This is a genomic window from Luteimonas saliphila (assembly GCF_016774335.1).
GTDB classification, from domain to species: Bacteria; Pseudomonadota; Gammaproteobacteria; order Xanthomonadales; family Xanthomonadaceae; genus Luteimonas; species Luteimonas saliphila.
Map to the genome: position 1 here is coordinate 294,122 of NZ_JAETWA010000045.1, position 21,211 is coordinate 315,332.

20 protein-coding genes and 1 tRNA gene are annotated in these 21,211 nt (G+C 69.3%); 16 read left to right on the forward strand and 5 right to left on the reverse strand.

Features of this window, described 5'->3' with window-relative positions; all coding sequences use genetic code 11:
• Positions 1–11: 11 nt before the first annotated feature.
• Together JMO03_RS16690 and cysS are read right to left on the reverse strand one after the other, a co-directional pair.
• Complete coding sequence (locus JMO03_RS16690; protein WP_202844867.1) at positions 12–509, reverse strand: hypothetical protein; 498 nt, start codon at positions 507–509, stop codon at positions 12–14.
• 39 nt (positions 510–548) lie between these two features.
• Entirely contained in the window at positions 549–1,925 is a 1,377-nt protein-coding gene (gene cysS, locus JMO03_RS16695) for a cysteine--tRNA ligase (protein WP_202844937.1), read from the reverse strand.
• A gap of 145 nt (positions 1,926–2,070) precedes the next feature.
• On the opposite strand from cysS, the gene JMO03_RS16700 reads away from it, so the two are divergent.
• The 11 genes from JMO03_RS16700 (at position 2,071) to JMO03_RS16750 (ending at position 13,403) form a co-directional block, all read left to right on the forward strand.
• Positions 2,071–2,574: a hypothetical protein gene (locus JMO03_RS16700; protein WP_202844868.1), complete on the forward strand. Its 504-nt coding sequence runs from the start codon at positions 2,071–2,073 to the stop codon at positions 2,572–2,574.
• A 255-nt stretch (positions 2,575–2,829) separates the two neighbouring features.
• On the forward strand, positions 2,830–3,843 hold the full coding sequence (locus JMO03_RS16705; protein WP_202844869.1) for an N-acetylornithine carbamoyltransferase: 1,014 nt from the start codon (positions 2,830–2,832) through the stop codon (positions 3,841–3,843).
• Between the two features lie 72 nt (positions 3,844–3,915).
• Positions 3,916–5,154, forward strand: coding sequence for an argininosuccinate synthase (locus tag JMO03_RS16710; RefSeq protein WP_202844870.1), 1,239 nt, complete (start codon positions 3,916–3,918; stop codon positions 5,152–5,154).
• Positions 5,155–5,278: 124 nt separating this feature from the next.
• The gene (locus JMO03_RS16715; protein ID WP_202844871.1) at positions 5,279–6,367 is read left to right on the forward strand and encodes an acetylornithine deacetylase; all 1,089 of its coding nucleotides are present in this window, start codon (positions 5,279–5,281) and stop codon (positions 6,365–6,367) included.
• Positions 6,364–7,686 (forward strand): acetylglutamate kinase, encoded by a 1,323-nt coding sequence (locus JMO03_RS16720; protein WP_202844872.1) that lies wholly within the window; start codon positions 6,364–6,366, stop codon positions 7,684–7,686. Before JMO03_RS16715 ends, JMO03_RS16720 begins: the two co-directional genes overlap by 4 nt.
• 3 nt (positions 7,687–7,689) lie before the next feature.
• The gene (locus JMO03_RS16725; protein ID WP_202844873.1) at positions 7,690–8,301 is read left to right on the forward strand and encodes a GNAT family N-acetyltransferase; all 612 of its coding nucleotides are present in this window, start codon (positions 7,690–7,692) and stop codon (positions 8,299–8,301) included.
• The gene (gene argC / locus JMO03_RS16730) at positions 8,298–9,251 is read left to right on the forward strand and encodes an N-acetyl-gamma-glutamyl-phosphate reductase (protein ID WP_202844874.1); all 954 of its coding nucleotides are present in this window, start codon (positions 8,298–8,300) and stop codon (positions 9,249–9,251) included. The genes JMO03_RS16725 and argC overlap by 4 nt, the downstream gene beginning before the upstream one ends.
• A 116-nt stretch (positions 9,252–9,367) precedes the next feature.
• Complete coding sequence (argH, locus tag JMO03_RS16735; RefSeq protein ID WP_202844875.1) at positions 9,368–10,660, forward strand: argininosuccinate lyase; 1,293 nt, start codon at positions 9,368–9,370, stop codon at positions 10,658–10,660.
• Between the two features lie 32 nt (positions 10,661–10,692).
• Positions 10,693–10,926, forward strand: coding sequence for a YciI family protein (locus JMO03_RS16740; RefSeq protein ID WP_202844938.1), 234 nt, complete (start codon positions 10,693–10,695; stop codon positions 10,924–10,926).
• A gap of 4 nt (positions 10,927–10,930) precedes the next feature.
• Positions 10,931–12,070, forward strand: a complete 1,140-nt coding sequence (gene proB / locus JMO03_RS16745) for a glutamate 5-kinase (protein WP_202844876.1) — start codon at positions 10,931–10,933, stop codon at positions 12,068–12,070.
• 76 nt (positions 12,071–12,146) lie between these two features.
• A complete protein-coding gene (locus tag JMO03_RS16750) occupies positions 12,147–13,403 on the forward strand; it encodes a glutamate-5-semialdehyde dehydrogenase (RefSeq protein ID WP_202844877.1) in 1,257 nt (418 codons plus the stop codon).
• A 641-nt stretch (positions 13,404–14,044) separates the two neighbouring features.
• Here JMO03_RS16750 and JMO03_RS16755 read toward each other — a convergent pair.
• From JMO03_RS16755 to JMO03_RS16765, 3 genes are all read right to left on the reverse strand, one after another.
• A complete protein-coding gene (locus tag JMO03_RS16755) occupies positions 14,045–14,257 on the reverse strand; it encodes a hypothetical protein (RefSeq protein ID WP_202844878.1) in 213 nt (70 codons plus the stop codon).
• Between the two features lie 454 nt (positions 14,258–14,711).
• A tRNA-Pro gene (locus JMO03_RS16760) sits at positions 14,712–14,788 on the reverse strand.
• A 92-nt stretch (positions 14,789–14,880) separates the two neighbouring features.
• Positions 14,881–15,543, reverse strand: coding sequence for a helix-turn-helix domain-containing protein (locus tag JMO03_RS16765; protein WP_202844879.1), 663 nt, complete (start codon positions 15,541–15,543; stop codon positions 14,881–14,883).
• A gap of 287 nt (positions 15,544–15,830) precedes the next feature.
• Between JMO03_RS16765 and hisS the strand changes: the two genes are divergently transcribed.
• The 5 genes from hisS to hisG all read left to right on the forward strand — a co-directional run bounded on the left by hisS (position 15,831) and on the right by hisG (position 21,206).
• Entirely contained in the window at positions 15,831–17,213 is a 1,383-nt protein-coding gene (hisS, locus tag JMO03_RS16770; RefSeq protein ID WP_202844880.1) for a histidine--tRNA ligase, read from the forward strand.
• A gap of 192 nt (positions 17,214–17,405) precedes the next feature.
• Positions 17,406–19,289, forward strand: a complete 1,884-nt coding sequence (locus JMO03_RS16775) for an HAL/PAL/TAL family ammonia-lyase (protein WP_202844881.1) — start codon at positions 17,406–17,408, stop codon at positions 19,287–19,289.
• Between the two features lie 16 nt (positions 19,290–19,305).
• Positions 19,306–19,680 (forward strand): hypothetical protein, encoded by a 375-nt coding sequence (locus tag JMO03_RS16780; RefSeq protein ID WP_202844882.1) that lies wholly within the window; start codon positions 19,306–19,308, stop codon positions 19,678–19,680.
• 275 nt (positions 19,681–19,955) lie between these two features.
• Complete coding sequence (locus tag JMO03_RS16785) at positions 19,956–20,282, forward strand: YerC/YecD family TrpR-related protein (protein WP_202844883.1); 327 nt, start codon at positions 19,956–19,958, stop codon at positions 20,280–20,282.
• A gap of 9 nt (positions 20,283–20,291) precedes the next feature.
• Positions 20,292–21,206 (forward strand): ATP phosphoribosyltransferase, encoded by a 915-nt coding sequence (hisG, locus tag JMO03_RS16790; RefSeq protein WP_202844884.1) that lies wholly within the window; start codon positions 20,292–20,294, stop codon positions 21,204–21,206.
• Positions 21,207–21,211: the final 5 nt, after the last annotated feature.

Sequence of the window (21,211 nt, forward strand, 5' to 3'; positions counted from 1 at the left end):
GGCGGCCGGGTTCATTTCTTTTGATGGCGCCAAAAGAAACGAACCAAAGAAAAGGCGCTTTCCCGCAAGTGCACAAGCTCGCGACCGGAGGCGGGAACGGGATTTTTCGACACGGCATCCATGCCGTGGCGAAAAACGGCGCGCGTCCTGCGCGCCGCCCTCCGGGTCTCTCGTTCCGACGTCGCATCACCAAGGGCAGAAGCGGACCCAGTGAGTCCAACTTTTTTTGGGAACAGCGTCGCGCAAGGATGATCGACGGGAGGCAGGACAAAGAACAGACTTTCGCGCACTTTCTCAAACCACCGCGTGAATTCCAGACCCGGAGGGCGCCGCACAGGATGTGCGGCGTTTTCCGACCGAGCCATGGATGGCGAGTCGGAAAATCCCGATTCGCTATCAGCCTCGAGCTTGTGCCGTTGCGGGGAAAGCGTTTTTCTTTGGTTCGTTTCTTTTGGCGCTTTCCAAGAGAAATGAACCCGCTCGCCGACGGCGAGCGGAAGCTGTTGCACTATTTAGAGACCGGGTGGACCAGCGAGCTGCAGCACTCTTCAAGCCCGCTTCCACCGCACCCCCTGCGCCGTGTCCTCCAGCAGGATGCCTTCCGCGGCCAGCTGGTCGCGGATCGCATCCGCCCGCGCGAAATCCCGTGCTTGCTTCGCCGCCGCGCGTTCGTCGATCAATGCCTGGATGCGCTCGTCGCCCTCGCCGGAAGCGCCGCGCGCGAACCAGGCCTGTGGTGATTGCTGCAGCAGCCCCAGCGCCAGTCCCGCACCGAGCAGCTCCGACTTCAACTGTTGCCGCTCGCCGGCCGATTCCGCCCGGCGCGCCTCACCCGCGATCCGCGCGACCTCCGCCAGCGCCGCGGGCGTGTTGAGGTCGTCGTCGAGCGCGGCGTCCACCTCCGCGGGAATCACCACGTCAGCCTCGACATCGGCCAGGTCGCGCAAGGTGCCGTACAACCGATCCAGGGTCCGTACGCTCTGCTCGATCAGCGCGTCCGACCAGTCCAGCGGCTGCCGGTAATGCGCCGACAGCAGCGCGTAGCGCAGGGCCTCGGGCGGGTGCGCGCGCACCAGGTCGTGGACCTTCTCGATGTTGCCGAGCGACTTCGACATCTTCGTGCCCGACAGCGTCAGCATGCCGTTGTGCAGCCAGGTCCGGGCGAAGATCCGCCCGCCGTGGGCGCACTCGCTCTGCGCGACCTCGTTCTCGTGATGCGGGAACTGCAGGTCGACGCCGCCGGCGTGGATGTCGATGGTCTCGCCCAGGTGCGCGGCGGCCATCGCCGAGCACTCGATGTGCCAGCCCGGGCGGCCACGGCCCCAGGGCGACGCCCAGCCGGGGAGGTCGTCGCCGGAGGGCTTCCAGAGCACGAAGTCGCCGGAGTTGCGCTTGTACGGCGCCACTTCGACCCGGGCGCCGGCCAGCATCTCGTCCGGATCGCGCCGCGACAGCTTGCCGTAGCCCTCGAAGGTGTCGACCGCGAACAGCACGTGGCCATCGGCCTCGTAGGCGTGGCCGCTCGCGACCAGGCGCTCGATCATGGCGGTCATCTGCGCGATGTGCGCGGTCGCGGCGGGTTCGAGGTCGGGCTTGAACGCGCCGTCCACGCCCAGCGCGGCCATGTCCTCGCGGTAGGCGGCGGCGAAGCGGTCGGTGATCGTGGCGATCGGCACGCCGGCGGCGCGCGCCGCGGCGTTGATCTTGTCGTCGACGTCGGTGATGTTGCGCGCATAGCGCAGGTCGCCGTGGCGCCTGCGCAGCAGCGCGGCCAGCACGCCGAACACCACCGGTCCGCGTGCGTTGCCGATGTGGACGTAGTTGTAGACCGTCGGCCCGCACAGGTACATCGTCGGGCAGGCCGGATCGAGCGGCACGAAGGCCTCGAGGCGGCGGGTGAGGCTGTTGAACAGGCGCAGAGGCATCGGCACGCGGCGGCGGGAAACCATCGATTCTAGAGCGTGTCGCGGGCTGCGGGCAGGCTGACCCGGATGGAGGCGCATCGCGGCGTCGATCAGTACCCGTCCGGGTTCAGCCGAGGGCGGGCCGCGGGGGCCTACACTGGCGGCAATGGTCCGAGTCTTGAAGTCCACCCTCCCCAGGCCGTGCCTCGCGCCGCTCGTCGCGCTGGTCCTGTGCCTGGCGCTGCCCGCGGCCGCACAGACCGAAGCGGAGGCGGCTCCGGCGCAGCAGCCGGAGAACGTGAGGGTGGAATACGCCCAGGTGCTGCGCGCCGAGCCGGTGTACCAGACGCTGCATGCCACCAGCATGGTCGAGCGTTGCGAGGCCTCGACGCCGGTCGGGGACACGGAGGACAAGACCGGCTTCGCTCGCGTGATCGGGGCGGTCAGGGGCGCGCTGACGCCCGACCCCAAGGTCGAGGAAGTCGCGCCTTCCGCCGGCGGGCAATGCCGGATGGTCCCGGTGGAGCGCGAGTTCCGGCGTCCCATCGCCTACGACGTGGACTACGTGCATCGCGGCGTGAAGTACCGCTCGCGGCTGCCGGCAGACCCTGGCAACCGGCTGCGGGTACGGGTTTCGGTGACGCCGCTGGTTTCACAGGAAACCCCTTGAGTCCGCGGTATTTGTTGCAGTGCGTGCCGCGCCGTGCGAGGATGCGCGCCGTGAAACATGCCCTTGCCCACGCCGACGTCCTGACCTCCGCCCGCATGGCGGCCGGCATGACCTCGCGTGCGCGCCGACCGGATCCCTGCGCCTGAGCTGGGTCGACCGGACGTTTTCGCCGTCATGCCGGAACCCAGCCAGAGGCTGGGTTTTTTCGTTTCTGAAGCACGCAATCGCCATCTACCCGAGACCTGGATGCCGCCAATGAAGCATTTCCTCAACACGCAGGACTGGAGCCGCGCCGACCTCGACGCGCTGCTCGTGCAGGCCGCCGCGTACAAGCGCGAGAAGCTCGGCGATGCGCTGAAGGGCCGCTCGATCGCGCTGGTGTTCTTCAACCCGTCGATGCGCACGCGCACCAGTTTCGAGCTGGGTGCGTTCCAGCTCGGCGGCCACGCCGTAGTGCTGCAACCGGGCAAGGACGCGTGGCCGGTCGAGTTCGACCTGGGCACGGTGATGGACGGAGACACCGAGGAGCACATCGCGGAAGTGGCGCGGGTGCTGGGGCGCTATGTCGACCTGATCGGCGTGCGCGCCTTCCCGAAGTTCGTCGACTGGGCCTACGACCGTCAGGACATCGTGCTGCGTTCGTTCGCGAAGTACTCGCCGGTGCCGGTGATCAACATGGAAACGATCACCCACCCCTGCCAGGAGCTGGCGCATGCGCTGGCGCTGCAGGAGCATTTCGGCACCTCCGACCTGCGCGGGAAGAAGTACGTCCTCACCTGGACCTACCATCCCAAGCCGCTGAACACGGCGGTCGCGAACTCTGCTCTCACCATCGCCACCCGCCTCGGGATGGACGTGACCCTGCTGTGCCCGACGCCGGAGTACATCCTGGACGAGCGCTACATGGGCTGGGCCCGCGAGAACGTGTCCGGAAGCGGCGGCTCGCTGACGGTCAGCCACGACATCGACAGCGCCTACGCCGGCGCCGACGTGGTCTACGCCAAGAGCTGGGGCGCGCTGCCGTACTTCGGCAACTGGGCGCCGGAGAAGCCGATCCGCGACCAGTACCGGCACTTCATCGTCGACGAGGCCAAGATGGCGCTGACCCGCAACGGCGTGTTCAGCCACTGCCTGCCGCTGCGCCGCAACGTCAAGGCCACCGACGCGGTGATGGATTCGCCCAACTGCATCGCCATCGACGAGGCCGAGAACCGGCTGCACGTGCAGAAGGCCGTGATGGCCGCGCTGGTGCGCGGCGGTGATTCGTGATTGGTGATTGGTAAGGGCAAAGGCCGGGACGACGTCCCCGTTCCACATGTTTCATTTCCAGAGATCTTCCCCATGCAGCAGTCCGCTTCATCGAATCACGGATCACGAATCACCAATCACGAGTCCCGCGACATCGTCCTCGCCTTCTCCGGCGGACTGGACACCAGCTTCTGCGTGCCCTACCTGCAGGAACGCGGCTGGAACGTGCACACCGTGTTCGCCGACACCGGCGGGGTCGATGCGGACGAACGCGAGTTCATCGAGAAGCGTGCGGCCGAGCTGGGCGTGGCCAGCCACGTCACCGTCGACGGCGGGCCTGCGATCTGGAGCGGCTTCGTCAAGCCGTTCGTCTGGGCCGGCGAGGGCTACCAGGGCCAGTACCCGCTGCTGGTGTCGGACCGTTACCTGATCGTGGACGCGTCGCTCGCGCGCGCCGCCGAGCTCGGCACCAACGCGATCGCGCATGGCTGCACCGGCATGGGCAACGACCAGGTGCGTTTCGACCTGGCGATCAAGGCCAGCGGCGATTACCGCATCCTGGCGCCGATCCGCGAGATCCAGAAGGAGCACACCCAGACCCGCGTCTACGAGCAGGCCTACCTGGAGCAGCGCGGTTTCGGCGTGCGCGCCAAGCAGAAGGCCTACACGATCAACGAGAACCTGCTGGGCGTGACCATGTCCGGCGGCGAGATCGACCAGTGGGAGGCACCGGGCGAGGGCGCGCGCGGCTGGTGCGCGCCACGCGGCGCCTGGCCGGTCGAGCCGCTGACGGTGAGCCTGCGCTTCGAGCGCGGCGAGGCGGTGGAACTCGACGGCAAGATCCTGCCGGGCGAACAGATCCTGGCGAAGCTCAATCGCCTCTTCGCCTCGTACGGCGTGGGCCGCGGCATGTACACCGGCGACACCGTGATCGGCCTGAAGGGCCGCATCGTCTACGAAGCGCCGGGTCTGGTGGCATTGCTCACCGCGCATCGCGCGCTCGAAGAGGCGGTGCTGAGTAAGCAGCAGAACCGCTTCAAGCCGGAGGTGGCGCGCAAGTGGGTCGAACTGGTCTACGAGGGCTTCTTCCACGATCCGCTGAAGACCGACCTCGAGGCGTTCCTGGCCTCGTCGCAGCAGCAGGTCACGGGCGAGGTGGTGCTGGAGACCCGCGGCGGGCGCGTGGACGCGGTGGCGGTCAAGTCGCCGCACCTGCTGCATTCCACGGGTGCCACCTACGCGCAGTCGGCCGACTGGGGCGTGGAAGAGGCGGAGGGCTTCATCAAGCTGTTCGGCATGAGCAGCACGCTCTGGGCGGAGGTCAATCGCTGAGGCGCCGGCTTTCCGTCGTCCCGAACGTAGTGGGGGATCTGCTTTGCGCCGGTCCCGCGGGAGGAGATCTCTCACTGCGTTCGAGATGACAAGCTAGAGTCCGCCTGCAGGACGAAAGAAGACCATGCTCGACAGCATCCTCAAGCACCTCGAAGCCCTGGTGTCCTTCGACACCCGTAATCCGCCGCGGGCGATCGACAGCGGCGGCATCTTCGACTACATCCGCGCGCAGCTGCCAGATTTCCGGATCGAAGTCGACGACCACGGCGCTGGCGCGGTGTCGCTGTTCGCCGTTCGTGGCCAGCCGAAGTGCCTGTTCAACGTGCACCTGGACACGGTGCCGTCCTCGCCGCACTGGAGTGCGGATCCCCACGTGCTGCGGATCGGGAACGATCGCGCGGTCGGGCTCGGCGCCTGCGACATCAAGGGCGCGGCCGCCGGGCTGATCGCGGCCGCGCAGGCCACGCAAGGCGATGCCGCTTTCCTGTTCACCAGCGACGAGGAAGCCAACGATGCGCGATGCATCGCCGGCTTCCTGGCGCGCGACCATGGCTTCCGCGATGTGGTGGTCGCCGAACCGACCTCCTGCGAGGCGGTACTCGCCCATCGCGGCATCAGCGCCGTGCGCATGGCGTTCACGGGCAGGGCGGGGCACGCATCGGGTCCGGGGGCGCTCGACGCCAGCGCGCTGCATCACGCGGTGCGCTGGAGCAGCCGTGCGCTCGACTTCGTCGGGCTCGAATCGCACCGACGCTTCGGCGGACTGACCGGGCTGCGCTTCAACATCGGCCGGATCGAAGGAGGCATCAAGGCCAACGTGATCGCGCCCGCGGCCGAGCTGCGTTTCGGCTTCCGGCCGCTGCCCTCGCACGACATCGAGCAGCTGCACGCGGCGTTCCGCGGTTTCGCCGCGCCGGATGCGCTCGAAGCCTACGAGGAGACCTTCCGCGGCCCGTCGCTGCCCTCGGGCGATGTCGCCGTAGCGGAGGATCGCCGGCTCGCCGCGCGCGACCTCGCCGATGAGCTCGGCCTGCCGGTCGGCAACGCCGTGGACTTCTGGACCGAGGCCTCGCTGTTCTCCCGTGCCGGGCTCAACGCCCTCGTCTTCGGTCCGGGCGACATCGCCCAGGCGCATACGGCCGACGAATGGGTCTCGCTCGAACAACTGCAACGCTACGCCGGCATCGTCGGCCGCATCCTCGGATCCGCATGAACATCGACGCCAACCGGCAGACCCGGCAGACCATCGTGCGCCTGCTCTCGAGCATGGCCAGCGCGAAGGAGATCAGCCAGTACCTCAAGCGCTTCTCGCAGGTCGACGCCAAGCGCTTCGCCGTCGTCAAGGTCGGCGGCGCGGTGTTGCGCGACGACCTCGAAGCGCTGACCTCGTCGCTGACGTTCCTGCAGGAGGTCGGCCTGACGCCGATCGTCCTGCACGGCGCCGGGCCGCAGCTCGACACGGAACTGGCGGCTGCAGAGATCGGCAAGCAGACCGTCAACGGCCTGCGCGTGACCTCGCCCGAGGCCCTGGCGATCGTTCGCCGCGTGTTCCAGGCTTCCAATCTCGCGCTGGTCGAGGCGTTGCAGCAGGGCGGCGCGCGCGCGACCTCGATCACCGGCGGCGTGTTCGAGGCCGACTACCTCGACCGCGACACCTACGGCCTGGTGGGCGAGGTGAAGACGGTGAACCTGGCGCCGATCGAGGCCAGCCTGCAGGCCAGCTCGATCCCGGTCATCGCCAGCCTGGGCGAGACGCCAGGCGGGCAGATCCTCAACATCAACGCCGATTTCGCCGCCAACGAGCTGGTGCGCGTGCTGCAGCCGTACAAGATCATCTTCCTCACCGGCACCGGCGGTCTGCTGGATGCGGACGGACAGGTGATCGACTCGATCAACCTGTCAAGCGAATACGAGCACCTGATGCAGCAGCCGTGGATCAACGGCGGGATGAAGGTGAAGATCGAGCAGATCAAGGACCTGCTCGACCACCTGCCGCTGGAATCCTCGGTCTCCATCACCCGCCCGGCCGACCTGGCCAAGGAGCTGTTCACGCACAAGGGCTCGGGCACGCTGGTCCGGCGCGGCGAGAAGGTGCTGCGCGGCGCGCACTGGGACGCGTTCGACCGCGACCGGCTGCGCGGCCTGATCGAGCGCAGTTTCGGCCGGCGCCTGGCGCCCGATTACTTCGAGCGCACGACGCTGCTGCGCGCCTACGTCAGCGAGAACTATCGCGCCGCGGTGATCCTCACCGATGGCGACGGCATGGTCTATCTCGACAAGTTCGCGGTGCTCGACGATGCCCAGGGCGAGGGGCTGGGTCGCGCGGTCTGGAACGTGATGCGCGACGAGACGCCGCAGCTGTTCTGGCGTTCGCGCCACAACAACCAGATCAACATCTTCTACTACGCCGAGTCCGACGGCTGCTACAAGCAGGAGAAATGGAAAGTGTTCTGGTACGGCATCGACGCCTTCCCCGACATCGAGCGCTGCGTGGCGCATTGCGCGACGCGCCAGCCGACGCTGCTGGACTGAGCGATGGCCGGCAACGAACATCCTTCCGCATGGCGCAGCGTGCCGAGGCTGGTCGGGCGCCATGCCGTGCTCGAACCGATGGACACGGGGCACGTCGCGGGCCTGCGCGCGGCAGTGGAAGGAAGCGGCCTCGATCGGCTCTGGTACACCCACGTGCCGGCGCCGGCGCAGGTCGCCGGCTATGTCGACCAGGTGCTGGCCGCACGCCAGGCCGGGCGCGTCCTGCCGTTCACGGTGCGCGATGCCCACGGCGACATCGTCGGCAGCACGCGCTTCTATGGCCTGGAGCCCGAGGTCCCGAAGCTGCTGATCGGCTACACCTGGTACGCAACGCGCGTGCAGCGCACCGGCGTGAACAGCGAATGCAAGCTGATGCTGCTCGAACATGCTTTCGAGACCCTGGGCTGCGTGAACGTGAGTTTCGAGACCAGCTGGTTCAACCATGCCTCGCGCGCGGCGATCGCCCGGCTCGGCGCGAAACAGGACGGCGTGCTGCGCAACGCCAAGCGCCACGTCGACGGTTCGCTGCGCGACACCGTGGTGTTCTCGATCCTCGACGGCGAATGGCCGGCCGTGCGCCGGCACCTGCGTTTCCGCCTGGAATCCCACGCATGAGCCACGCACCCGTTTCCCTCGGCATCGTCGGCGCGCGCGGCCACACCGGCCGCGAGCTGATCCGGCTGGTGGCCGCGCATCCGCGCTTCGCGCTGGCGTTCGTGTCGTCGCGCGAACTCGACGGGCAGCGCGTCGATGCGCACGACGACGGTTACACCGGCGACCTGCGCTTCGAATCGCTGGCCGCCGATGCGGTCGCGGCCAAGGCGGCCGACGCCGTCGTGCTGGCGCTGCCCAATGGCAAGGCCGCGCCCTTCGTCGCCGCACTGGACGCGGCGAGGCCGGAGACGGTGATCGTCGACCTGTCCGCCGACTACCGCTTCGACGAAAGCTGGCATTACGGCCTGCCGGAACTCACACGCGGCCGCCATGCGGGCCGGAAACGGATCAGCAACCCGGGCTGCTACGCGACCGCGATGCAGCTGGCGATCGCACCGGTGCTCGATCGGCTGGCCGGTCCGCCCCAGTGCTTCGGCGTGTCCGGCTACTCGGGCGCGGGCACGACGCCGTCCGACAAGAACAATATCGAGCTGCTTCGCGACAACCTGATGCCCTACGCGCTGGTCGGGCACATGCACGAGCGCGAAGTATCGCGCCAGCTGGGCAGGCCGGTGGACTTCATGCCGCATGTCGCGCCGCACTTCCGCGGCATCACCATGACCGTGAACCTGCACCTGTCGGAGCCGGTGGAGCTCGCGACGGTGCGCGCGCTGTACCGCGAGCGCTATGCCGGCGAGCCGCTGGTGCGCATCGTCGACGAGGCGCCGTGGGTCAGCCGGATCGCCGGCCGGCACGGCGTCGAGATCGGTGGCTTCGCGGTGGGCGCGGACGGCCGGCGACTGGTGGTGGTGGCCACGCTCGACAACCTGCTCAAGGGCGCCGCGACGCAGGCGATGCAGAACCTCAACCTCGCCTTCGGCTTCGACGAGATGACTGCGATTCCCGGATAGGACGGGTACTGGCCGGCATCGGAGGCGCGCCGCGACGCTTGCCCGCCGCGCTCCACGATCACCTGGTTGTTGGAACACAATGTGGCGGAGCGCGACCCCGCCCCACGGAGAACAAGATGTCCGACCTGTTGTGGCAGAAGCCTGGCGTCGAAGTGGACGCGCGGATCCAGCACTTCCTCGCCGGCGACGACGTGGTGCTCGACCGCGAGTTCTTCCTGCACGACATCCGCGCCAGCGCCGCGCACGCGCAGGGCCTGCAACGCATCGGTATCCTGTCGAGCGGGGAACTGGCCGGCCTCGAGCGCGAACTCGCGCAGCTCGGCGACGATTTCCGTTCCGGCGCCTTCGTGCTCGACGAGCGTTACGAGGACGGCCACTCCGCGATCGAGGCGCGGCTCACCGAGCGCCTGGGCGACACCGGCCGCAAGATCCACGCCGGCCGCAGCCGCAACGACCAGGTGCTGGTGGCCACGCGCCTGTGGCTGAAGGAGAAGCTGGCGCGGGTGTCGTCGCTCTCGCGCGAGATCGCGAAAGTGGCGCTGGACCGCGCGCAGGCCGAACGCGACCTGCCGATCCCGGGCTACACCCATGTGCAAAGGGCCGTGGTGTCCTCGGCCGGCATGTGGTGGGCCGGCTGGGCCGAGGCCTTCATCGACGATGCGGTGCGCGCGGCCGACACGCTCGCGCTGGTCGACTGCAATCCGCTCGGCACCGCCGCCGGCTACGGGGTCAACCTGGCGCTCGACCGCGACCACACCACCACGGCGCTCGGTTTCGGGCGCATGCAGGTTTCGCCGGTCTACGCCCAGCTCTCGCGCGGCAAGTTCGAGCTGGCCGCGCTGGAGGCGCTCGGCAGCGCCACGCTCGACCTGCGCCGCATCGCCTGGGACCTGTCGCTGTTCACCAGCGCCGAGTTCGGCTTCGTGGCATTGCCGGCGCAGTACACCACCGGCAGCTCCATCATGCCCAACAAGCGCAATCCCGACGTGATCGAGCTGATGCGAGCCACCCACGCCAGCGTCGCCGCCGCGCGCACCGAGATCGAGCAGTTGCTATCGCTGCCGTCGGGCTACCACCGCGATCTGCAGGGCTCCAAGGGCGCGATCTTCCACGGCTTCGGTCGCGGTCTGGCCGCGCTGGAACTGCTGCCGGCGCTGCTGGCCAACCTCGAATGGCGCGAGGACCGGCTGCGCGCCGCGATCGATCCGGGCATGTACGCCACAGACGTGGCGGTCGAGGCGGCGGTGGCCGGCGTGCCGTTCCGCGAGGCCTATCGGGCCGCGGCCGCCGGTGCCGGTCCGGCCGGAGAGGGACGCACGCCGGAAGCCAGCCTGGCCGCGCGCGTCTCGCCCGGCGCGGCCGGCGACCTGCGGCTCGATGCGTTGCAGGCACGCTGGGAGGCCTTGTGAGCACGCCCGTGACGCGCTACCTGGTGGTGCTGATGCGGCGACCCGGCTTCGACCAGGCGCTGGTCGCGCCGCACATGGCGTTCCTCGACGAGCTGCGCGGGCAGGGACTGCTGGAGACGAGTGGCGGTTTCGGCGACGGCAGCGGCGGGGCCTATGTGCTGATCGGGGTCGCCAGTCTCGAAGAGGCAGGGGCAATCGCCGCGCGCGATCCCCTGGCGATCCATGGCGCCTCGGACGTGACCGTGCACGAATGGATCACGCGCTGAGCCGATGGACGCCCACGCCTTCTCCGAACAGCTTCTTCCGCCCTGGCGGCGCGCCGTGCTCAAGGTCGGCAGCAGCCTGCTGGCCGCGAACGGGGGTGGCCTGTCGACCGAGTACGCGCAGGCGATCGCGGGATTCGTCGTCGCCTCGCACGCGATCGGCAGGGAGGTGGTGGTGGTGTCCTCGGGCGCGGTCGCGGCCGGGCGCGCGATCATGCGCGAGCAGCCGCAGGATGGCGCCGAGATGGCCGAACGCCAGGCGCTCGCCGCGCTGGGCCAGGCGCGCCTGATCGGCTTCTGGCAGGGATTGCTCGACCGCCACGTGGCGCAGGTGCTGCTGACCCACGACGACCTGCGCAACCGCCGCCGCTATCTCAACGCGCGAGCCACGCTGTCGGCGCTGCTGCGCCACCGCGCGGTGCCGGTGGTGAACGAGAACGACACGGTGTCGGTGGACGAGCTCAAGCTCGGCGACAACGACAACCTGGCCGCGATCGTCGCCGCGCTGGTCGACGCCGACGTGCTGTTCATCGCCACCGACATCGACGGTCTCTACGACGCCGATCCGCGCCGCAATCCCGATGCGCGTCCGGTGGAAGTGGTGCCGCAACTGACCCCGGCGCTGCTGTCGGCGGCGGGTGGCACCGGCAGTGCGGCGGGCACGGGTGGGATGCGTACCAAGCTCGAGGCGGCGCAGCGGGCTTCGGCCGCGGGCGTGGCCACGGTACTGTTCAACGGCACCCGGGCCGACGTGCTGGCGGGGCTTGCGACCGACCGCCTGCGCGGCACCCGCATCCATGCCCTGCGCAGCCGTGTCGCGGTGCGCAAGCACTGGCTGCAGAACGCACCGGCCGAACCCGGCGCCATCGTCGTCGACGCGGGCGCGGCCAATGCGCTGGTGGAGAAGGGGGCTTCGTTGCTGCCGGGCGGAGTGGTCACCGCCGAGGGCGACTTCCGCCGCGGCGACATGGTCGAGATCGTGCAGCGCGACGAGCGCGGCAGCCGCCGCGTCGCGCGCGGGGTCAGCCAGTACTCCGCCGCCGACATCCGTCGCGTGGCGCGCCGCCATTCGCGCGAGATCGAGGCGGTACTGGGTTACAGCTACGGCGGTACCGTCATCCACCGCGACGACCTCATGCTGGTGTAGGGAAACATCGCGGCATCGAAAGGGCTTCACCCACGACCCGCCAACGCACCCTGGATCACTTCCTTCCAACCCCGCCATGACCGACATCCGCCAGATCGCCCTCCGATGCCGCGACGCCGCCCAGGCGGTCGCCGCGTTGCCGACCGACGCCAAGGACGCGATGCTGCACGCGATGGCCGACGCCCTGTTGGCCGACGCGGCGGCGATCCTCGCCGCGAACGCGCAGGACATGGAGGCTGCGCAGGCCAAGGGGGTGGGACCGGCGATGCTGGATCGCCTGCGACTGGACGACGCCAGACTCGACGGTATCGCGATGGCCTTGCGCGAGGTCGCTGCGCTGCCCGATCCGGTGGGACAGGTGACGCGACGCGACAGCCGGCCCAACGGCATCGCCGTGGAGCGCGTGCGCACGCCGCTCGGCGTGGTCGCGATGATCTACGAGGCCAGGCCCAACGTGACTGCGGACGCGGCGGCACTGTGCCTGAAGGCCGGCAACGGCGTGATCCTGCGCGGCGGCAGCGAGGCGCTCGGTTCCAACCAGGCGATCGCGGCCGCGCTGCAACGGGCGCTGGTCGCCGCCGGAGTGCCGGCCGCCGCATTGACGATCGTCGAGGATCTTCGTCGCGAGACCATGCTCGAACTGCTGCAGCTCACCGATATCGTCGATCTCGCGATCCCGCGCGGGGGCGAGGGGCTGATCCGCTTCGTCGCCGAGCACGCGCGGGTGCCGGTGATCAAGCACTACAAGGGCGTCTGCCACCTGTACGTCGATGCCGAAGCGGACCAGGATCTCGCCCTGCGGCTGCTGGTCGACGGCAAGGTTTCCCGCCCCAGCGCCTGCAATGCGCTGGAGACGCTGCTGGTGCATGCCGACGCCGCCGCGGCCTTCCTGCCGCGTGCCGCCGCGGCCCTGCGCGGGCATGGCGTCGAGTTGCGCGGCGATGCCGCCACGCGGACGATCGTCGCGGATGTGGGCGAGGCGACCGAAGACGACTACGGTGCCGAGTACCTCGACCTGGTGATCGCGATCCGGGTGGTCGACTCGCTCGACGCGGCGCTCGCCCACATCCGCCGCCACGGCTCGGACCACACCGAGGTGATCGCCACGCGGAATGCCGGGAATGCGGAGAGATTCGTGCAGGCGCTGCGCTCGGCGGTGGTGATGGTCAATGCCTCGTCGCGTTTCAGCGACGGCGGCGAGCTCGGCCTCGGCGCCGAGATCGGCATCTCCACCACCCGGCTGCATGCCTACGGACCGATGGGCCTGGAGGCGCTGACGGTGGAGCGCTTCGTGGTCCGGGGCGAGGGACAGACGCGCAACATCCACGCCTGACTCTGAGCGCCGCAAAAAGAAGGATCTTCTCCAATGTAAGGGATACTGACCCGGTTGTCGGAGATTGGACCCGGGCTTGCGGCCGGGGGTCGTTCCGGGCCGGGGATTGCTACCCGGCTCGGTCAGCCCGCTGCGCGGTCCGGCTCGGCGCAGCGCGCCGGGCGCTCACGCGGACGCGCGGCTGTGCCGCGCAAGACGTCCGCGCTCGCCCATGGCTGACTCGCCGCCGCAGCGCATCCATGCGCTGCTTTTCGCAACCCCCGACCCGGAACGCCCATCGGCCAGTCATCTGCCTGGCTTCGAAGGAGCTGGCCACCGGGCCACCGCGGCCAGGGCAACAACGGTGAGCCGCGTCCTGGCGCCCGGGGATCGCGGCAAGCAAAACATGGATGTTTTGCGCGCGAGTCAGGGCACGATGCCCTGACCGAGCGGAAAGCGATCCCCGGGCGCCGGGGCGCGGCGTCCATCCGAAGTCCTGACTGGGACTTCCCCATCGCAGACCATTTCTCCCTCACATGGGAGAAGAGCCAAAAAGAAGGGACCGGCCTGGCGGCCGGCCCCGAGACGAATGATCGTTGCCTGGAGAAGGGTGCGCGGTGCTTGCCGCGTACTCGATGAAGTGCCTGTTCCGCGAGTGCCGTTCAGCCGAACGCGGCGATGGTCTCGAGCTCGCCGTCGTCGTTCTGCGCCTCTACCCTGGTCAGCCGGCCGTCGTTGAGATTGCGCGCGTCGGCCATCAGCCGGGCGATCTCCAGCCCTTTGCTGCGCTCCGGGAACCAGAACACCGGCCTGCCGTCGTCCAGCAACTGCCAGCCGCCGCCGCTGTGGACCAGTCGTAGGGTGGATCCGGACATCGGCCGCTCCATCGGAAGAAAAGGCGCCCCGGCCCAGCGGTCGACTTGCTCAAGGTCGCGGCTCTGGTTTCCGTTGCTGAGCGGCATCCGTTGCCAGTTGCATTGGCCGGGCTGCCGGGGCGTCGCCAGTGTCGGCGGCGCGGGGCTGCGACACAGTCGGCGGAGCCCTCGATGCCGTGTAGGATTTTTCCTACACGACGCATCCGGCGGGCCATGCTCCCCTCGGTCGTTCCCGGTCGCCGCGATCACGGAGGAATCCCGATGAAACCGATCCCGAACCCAGGTCGTCGCCCGTGCGGGCCCGACCGCCGTCCTCGCGCCGATCACCGCTGCGACCGCCTGCGCGTCCATATCGATGCCGGCAACACCATCGAGGCCGTGCGTTGCGAGTAGGGTGCGGGCGGATACGAAAAAGCCGGCACACGGCCGGCTTCTCGCAACTGCTTGATCCGATTGGTCGGGGAGACAGGATTTGAACCTGCGACTTCTACGTCCCGAACGTAGCGCTCTACCAGGCTGAGCTACACCCCGACTTGGGCAAGCCGCGTATTTTAGTGACCCGGCCGGTCGCTAGGCAAGGGGTTTGCCGCCGGTACCGGCCTCGCGCCGGTCCCGGCGCGCGTTCAGTGCAGCGCCGAGGCGAGCTCGGACAGGCCCTCGGCGTCGAGGATTTCGACGTGCTGAGGGTCCGGAAGCGCGATCAGGCCCTGTTCGCGCAGCCGGGTGAAGCTGCGGCTGACGGTTTCGACAGTGAGACCCAGATGGTCGGCGATGTCGCTGCGACCCATCGGCAGCGCCATGCGCGGGTCGTCGTCGCGGATCTTCATCTGTTCGCGCAGGCGCAGCAGGAAGCTCGCCAGCCGCTCCAGCGGCGACAGTCGCGCGAGCAGCAGCATCGCGTCGTGCGCGTCGTCGAGGTCGCGACAGGCCCGTTGCAGCAGGGTGTGCTCGAAGCTCGGGAAGCGCTCGCGCAGGTCGCGGATCCCGTCGAGCTCGAACGCGCAGACCCGGCTCGGCACCACCGCTTCGACGCTGTGGCGATGGACCGCACGCTCCGAAAGGCCGACGAAATGCCCGGGCAGGACGAAGGCCACCACCTGGCGCCGTGCATCGGCCAGCGTGCGCACCAGCCGCAGCATGCCGCTGGTGACGCTGTAGGCCTGGCGGCAGGGCTGGCCGGCGCGGGCCAGTTCGGCATTGGCCTGTAGTTCCACCGACGAGACGTAACGCTCGAGCGAGTCGACCTCCGGCGGCGGCAGGGACGCGCAGATGGCCAGGTCGCGCACGGCGCATCGCGCGCAGTCGAGCGGAACGACGGCGCGGGAATGTTGTCTGCAGCGGGCGAGGGTATGGCTGGTCATGCGGCTGGCTTTCGCAGGAGTCCATCATAGCGGCCCATGCGCCGGCGTGCGCTGGATGAAATGTCCCAGGCCCCGGATACCGGGGAGGAGGCGGCCGGCGACAGGTGCGCGACCCGCCGCGTCATTGCCGCCGAACAGGCGCCCACGGCGGCCGGCCGGTGCGGCGGGCGGGTAGAATGGCCGTCTTTCCCCTCGATTCCGACCGCCCCGGCATGATCAAGCCCCGTACCCCGCCCGGCGTCATGGAACTGCTGCCGCGCGACCAGATCGCGTTCCAGCGCATGCTCCACACCATCCGGCGCAGTTTCGAGGGCTTCGGCTTCCTGCCGATCGAGACGCCGGTGTTCGAGCTGTCGGAGGTGCTGCTGACCAAGTCCGGCGGCGAAACCGAGCGCCAGGTGTACTTCGCCCAGTCCACGGGCGCGCTGGAGAAGGCATCCGACGGCTTGCCGGAACTGGCGCTGCGGTTCGACCTGACGGTGCCGCTGGCCCGCTACGTGGCCGAGCACGAGCACGAACTGGCGTTCCCGTTCCGGCGCTACCAGATGCAGCGCGTGTACCGCGGCGAGCGTGCCCAGCGCGGCCGCTTCCGCGAGTTCTACCAGTGCGACATCGACGTGATCGGCAAGGACGCGCTGTCGCCGCGCCACGATGCCGAGATCCCGGCGGTGGTCAGCGCCGTGTTCGAGGCGCTGGACATCGGCGATTTCACCATCCAGTTCAACCATCGCAAGCTGCTGCGCGGGTACTTCGAGGGGCAGGGGATCGCCGCCGATGCGCAGGTGCCGGTACTGCGCGAGATCGACAAGCTCGACAAGCGCGGCGAGGACGCGGTGCGCGCGACGCTGTCGGGCGAGGGCTTCGGCCTGTCGTCCGCGGTGATCGACCGGCTGATGGCGTTCTCGCGCGTACGCTCGTCCGGCCATGCCGATGCGCTGGCCAGGCTCGACGCGCTGGGCGATGGCACGCCGCTGTTCGAGGAAGGACGCGACGAACTGCGCGAGGTGCTGCGCCTTCTGCAGGCGCTGGGCGTGCCCGAGTCGCGCTATGCGATCAACCTGTCGATCGCGCGGGGGCTGGATTACTACACCGGCATCGTCTACGAGACCACGCTCGACGCCCATCCGGACATCGGGTCGATCTGTTCGGGCGGCCGTTACGACAACCTCGCCAGCCACTACACGAAGTCGAAGCTGCCGGGCGTCGGCATCTCGATCGGCCTGACCCGGCTGTTCTGGCAGTTACGCGAAGCCGGCCTGATCGAAACCGCGGACAGCTCGGTCGACGTGCTGGTGACGCTGTTCGACGAAGCCGGGCTCGACCACGCCCTGGGCCTGTCCCAGCAGTTGCGCGGCGCCGGGCTCAATGTCGAGACCCAGCTCGAACCGCGCAAGCTGGCGCGCCAGTTCCAGTATGCCGATCGCGCCGGGATCCGCTTCGTGGTGGTGCGCGGCGAGGACGAGGCGGCGAAGGGCGTGGTGGCGGTCAAGGATCTGCGCCGCGGCGAGCAGTTCGAGGTGGCGGATGCCGACTTGGCGCGAACGCTGCTGGTCGAGCGCGAGCAGTGGCGGGCGCTGGGCAAGGGCGCGTGCTGAGGCGGACATCGGCACTGGTTCTTCCAGCCGCGGAGCATCTGGAAGTTGTCATCCCGAGCGCAGCGAGGGATCTGTCTTCGGCGCAACCCGGCAGATCACGGATCGATGAGCTTCGATGTCGCAGAGCCATTCCCGCAGCAACCGCAATGACAGCGCCCCCGCAATCCGGAAGATGACGATGGCGATCGAACGATGAAACCGGTACTGCTCGACGGCAGGTCGCTCACCCGCGACCAGCTGGTGATGGTCGCGCACGGCGCCAAGGTGGCGCTGGACGAATCGGCGCTGCGCGACGTGGCGCGCGCCGCCGATTTCCTCGCCGCGCAGGTGGCGCGCGAGGAGCCGATCTACGGCGTCTCCACCGGCTTCGGCAGCAACGCGGACAAGCTGCTGGGCGCGCATCCGTTGCGCGACGAGTTGCCCGGCGCCAGGAAGTCCGGCCGCTCGCTGCACGAGGAGCTGCAGTACAACCTGATCGTGACCCACGCGGTGTGCGTCGGCGAGCCGCTGTCGGCCGACCTAGTGCGCGCCATGCTGTGCATCCGCATCAACACGCTGCTGCGCGGCCATTCCGGTATCCGGGTGTCGACCCTGCAGGCGCTGACCGCGCTGCTCAACGCGGGCATCGTGCCCGTGGTGCCGGCGCTGGGATCGGTTGGCGCGTCCGGCGACCTGGCGCCGCTGTCGCACCTGGCGATCGTGCTGCTCGGCGGCGGCGAGGCCTTCTACGGCGGGGAACGCATCCCCGGCGGCGAGGCGCTGAAGGCCGCCGGCATCGAGCCGGTCCGCCTGTCTTACAAGGAAGGGCTGGCGCTGAACAACGGCACCGCGCAGATGCTCGCGACCGGGGTGCTGGCGCTGTACCGCCTCGACCGCCTGCTCGACACCGCCGACCTCGCCGCGGCGATGACCATCGACGCCTTCGCCGGCCGGCTCGGCGCGTTCGCCGAAGAGGTCCACGCCCTGCGTCCGCATCCGGGCCAGGTGCGCACCGCCGCGCACCTGCGCGAGCTGCTGGACGGTTCCACGTTGGCCGACATTCCCTACCACCTGGTGCCACGCTTCCGCCCGTGGCTGCCGGCGAGCTGGGACACGCCAGAGGCGCAGCGCCTGAGCTTCGACATCGGCTGGGACTGGGTGCCGAGCGACCAGCGTCACGGCCGCGAAAAGTTCTACGCGCGCTTCAAGCCGTTCCGCGGCGGCAAGAAGCACCAGCCGCAGGACAGCTATTCGCTGCGCTGCATCCCCCAGGTACACGGGGCCGTGCGCGATTGCGTCGAACACGCCAAGCGGGTGTTCGACATCGAGCTCAACGCGGTGACCGACAATCCCCTGGTTTTCCCCGACAAGCAGGCCGAACACGTCGAGGAGCAGGTCATCTCCGCCGGCCATTTCCACGGCATGCCGCTGGCGCTGGCGATGAGCGGGGTCAAGGCCGCGATCCCGGTGCTGGCCTCGATCAGCGAGCGGCGGCTCAACAAGCTGGTCGATCCGGCCACCAGCGACGGCCTGCCGGCCTTCCTGATCGGCAACGAGGACGGCACCGAGTCGGGCTACATGATCGTGCAGTACACGGCCGCGGCCATCGTCAACGACCTCGCCACGCGCGCGCATCCGGCCAGCGTGTACTCGATCCCGACCAGCGCCAATGCCGAGGACCACGTGTCGATGGGCACCAACGAGGCGCGGCACGTGCTGGCCATGGCCGACGACCTGGGCAAGGTGCTGGCGCTGGAGCTGTACACCGCGGCGCAGGCGCTGGACCTGCGCCTGGACATGATCAACGCCGCGCGCGACCTGGCGCGCCGCGCCGATGCCGCCGCGCTCGCGCGCAAGGTGCATGGTGTGGGCGAGGGCGATCCGCGGCATGCGCACTTCCTGCGCGAGGTCGAGGCGCTGCGGACCGAACTGGCCGCGGCCGACGCGTTCCACCCCGCGGCTGCGGTCGCGGCGGCCCATGCGGCGATCCGCGAACGCATCCCCTTCCTCGACCGCGACCGCGCGCTCGACGGCGAGGTGGCGGCGGCGGTGGCGCTGGTCGCGGACGGCAGCCTGCTCGCAGCGATCGGGCGCTGATCGCCAGCGGGCGCCGATGAACCTGCCTCTCCATTTCGGCTGGCTCGGGGTGATGGAAGCGGCGCTGATCGCGTTCGCCGTCGGGGTGCTGTGCTTCGGCTTCTGGCGCTGGCTGTGCAGGCGCGCCGGGTGGGGCGAGGCCCGTGCCATCGGCTGGGCCTGCGTCAGCGCGATCGCGATCGCTGCCGGGATCGACAGCTGGAACCTGTTCTACCTGGGCGTCGCGGGTCTTGAATCGCCGGTCTACGCGAGGATCGCGCTGTCGAAGATCCACGACGCCGATGCCCTCGGCACGCGCGTGTTCATGGAATGGACCGGTGCGCTGTGCGGCGTGGTCGCAGGCTGGCTGCTGACCGGACGCGCAGACCCGCAGGATGCCGCCGCCTCCTGAATGGCGTTCGCCGCATGGCCCTGTTTCCATGCAGACGGGCAGGGCATCCCGCAGATGCCGGTCGGCCCGCTACCCTGCGCGAGGGGGCGTTGATCGACCTTGGACAGCCCAAGAAGGCTGACGTGGCGGCGGCGCAGCGGGGCACGGCTCCGCGCCCGAGCGGCCCCTGCATAGCTGCGACTTCGGAAGTCAGGCAGGTTTTCCGGCGCGAGCTCGGAAAACCCCGGCACCAGCCGCGCTTGACTAATGTAATAACGCGCTATTACATTAGCTGGATGAAGCAGCGCATCGAACCCCTGCCCGAATCCGACGCCGACGCCTCGTTCAGGGCGCTGGCGAAGGCGCTTGCCGCACTGGACCGGGTCGAGGACGTAGCCGCGTTCCTGCGCGACCTGTGCACCCCGGCCGAGCTCGAGGCCATGGCCGACCGCTGGCGGGTGGTGCCGATGCTGCTGCAGGGCGTGCCGTACCGCGAGATCCACGAGCGCACCCTGGTCAGCGTGACCACCATCGGCCGCGTCGCGCGCACGCTCGAGCATGGCGCCGGCGGCTATGCCGCGGCGGTGAAGCGCCAGCACCCCCGGCTCGCCCAGAGCCACTGAGGATCCGAGATGAGCCCTTCGGCCGTTCCCGCGGCGCGCGACCGCCTGCGCATCGCGATCCAGAAATCCGGTCGCCTGAGCGATCCCGCGCGTGCGTTGCTCGCCTCGTGCGGGCTGTCCTGGCGCGAAAGCCGCGACAAGCTGTTCTGCTACGGCGAAACGCTGCCGGTCGACCTGCTGCTGGTGCGCGACGACGACATCCCCGGCCTGCTCGCCGACGGCGTCTGCGACTACGGCATCGTCGGGCGCAACGTGCTGGAGGAACAGGCGGCGCTGCGCGCGGGCGAGGGCAGGTCGCAGGTCTCGAAGGAGGTGCGCTCGCTCGGGTTCGGTGGCTGCCGGCTCGACATCGCCGTGCCCGAGGCCTGGGACTGGGAAGGCCCGCAGCAGTTGCAGGGCCGGCGCATCGCGACCAGCTATCCCGGCCTGCTGGCGAAATGGCTGGCGGAGAACCGGGTGGAGGCGAGCGTGGTGATGCTGTCGGGTTCGGTCGAGATCGCGCCGCGGCTGGGGCAGGCGGACCTGATCTGCGACCTCGTCTCCAGCGGTGGGACGCTGCTCGCCAACCAGCTCAAGCCGGTGGCGACGATCATGCGCAGCGAGGCGGTGCTGGCGGGCCCGGTGCAGCCGTTCGCGGACATCCGCGGGGAACTGGCGCAGATGCTGCTGCGCCGCCTGGACGGTGTGCTGCGGCTCAAGGACAGCCGCCTGCTGCTATTCCAGGCGCAGCGCGACGAAGTCCCGGGGCTGCTGGAAATGCTGCCCGACGCGGAACAGCCGACCGTCCTGCAGGTCGATGGCGCCGACACCCTGGCGCTGCAGGCGCTGTGCCACGGCGCGATGACTTGGCAGCGGCTGGAGGACCTCAAGCGGGCCGGCGCGCGCGGGCTGATGGTGCTGCCGGTCGAGAGGATGCTGGCGTGAGCGCG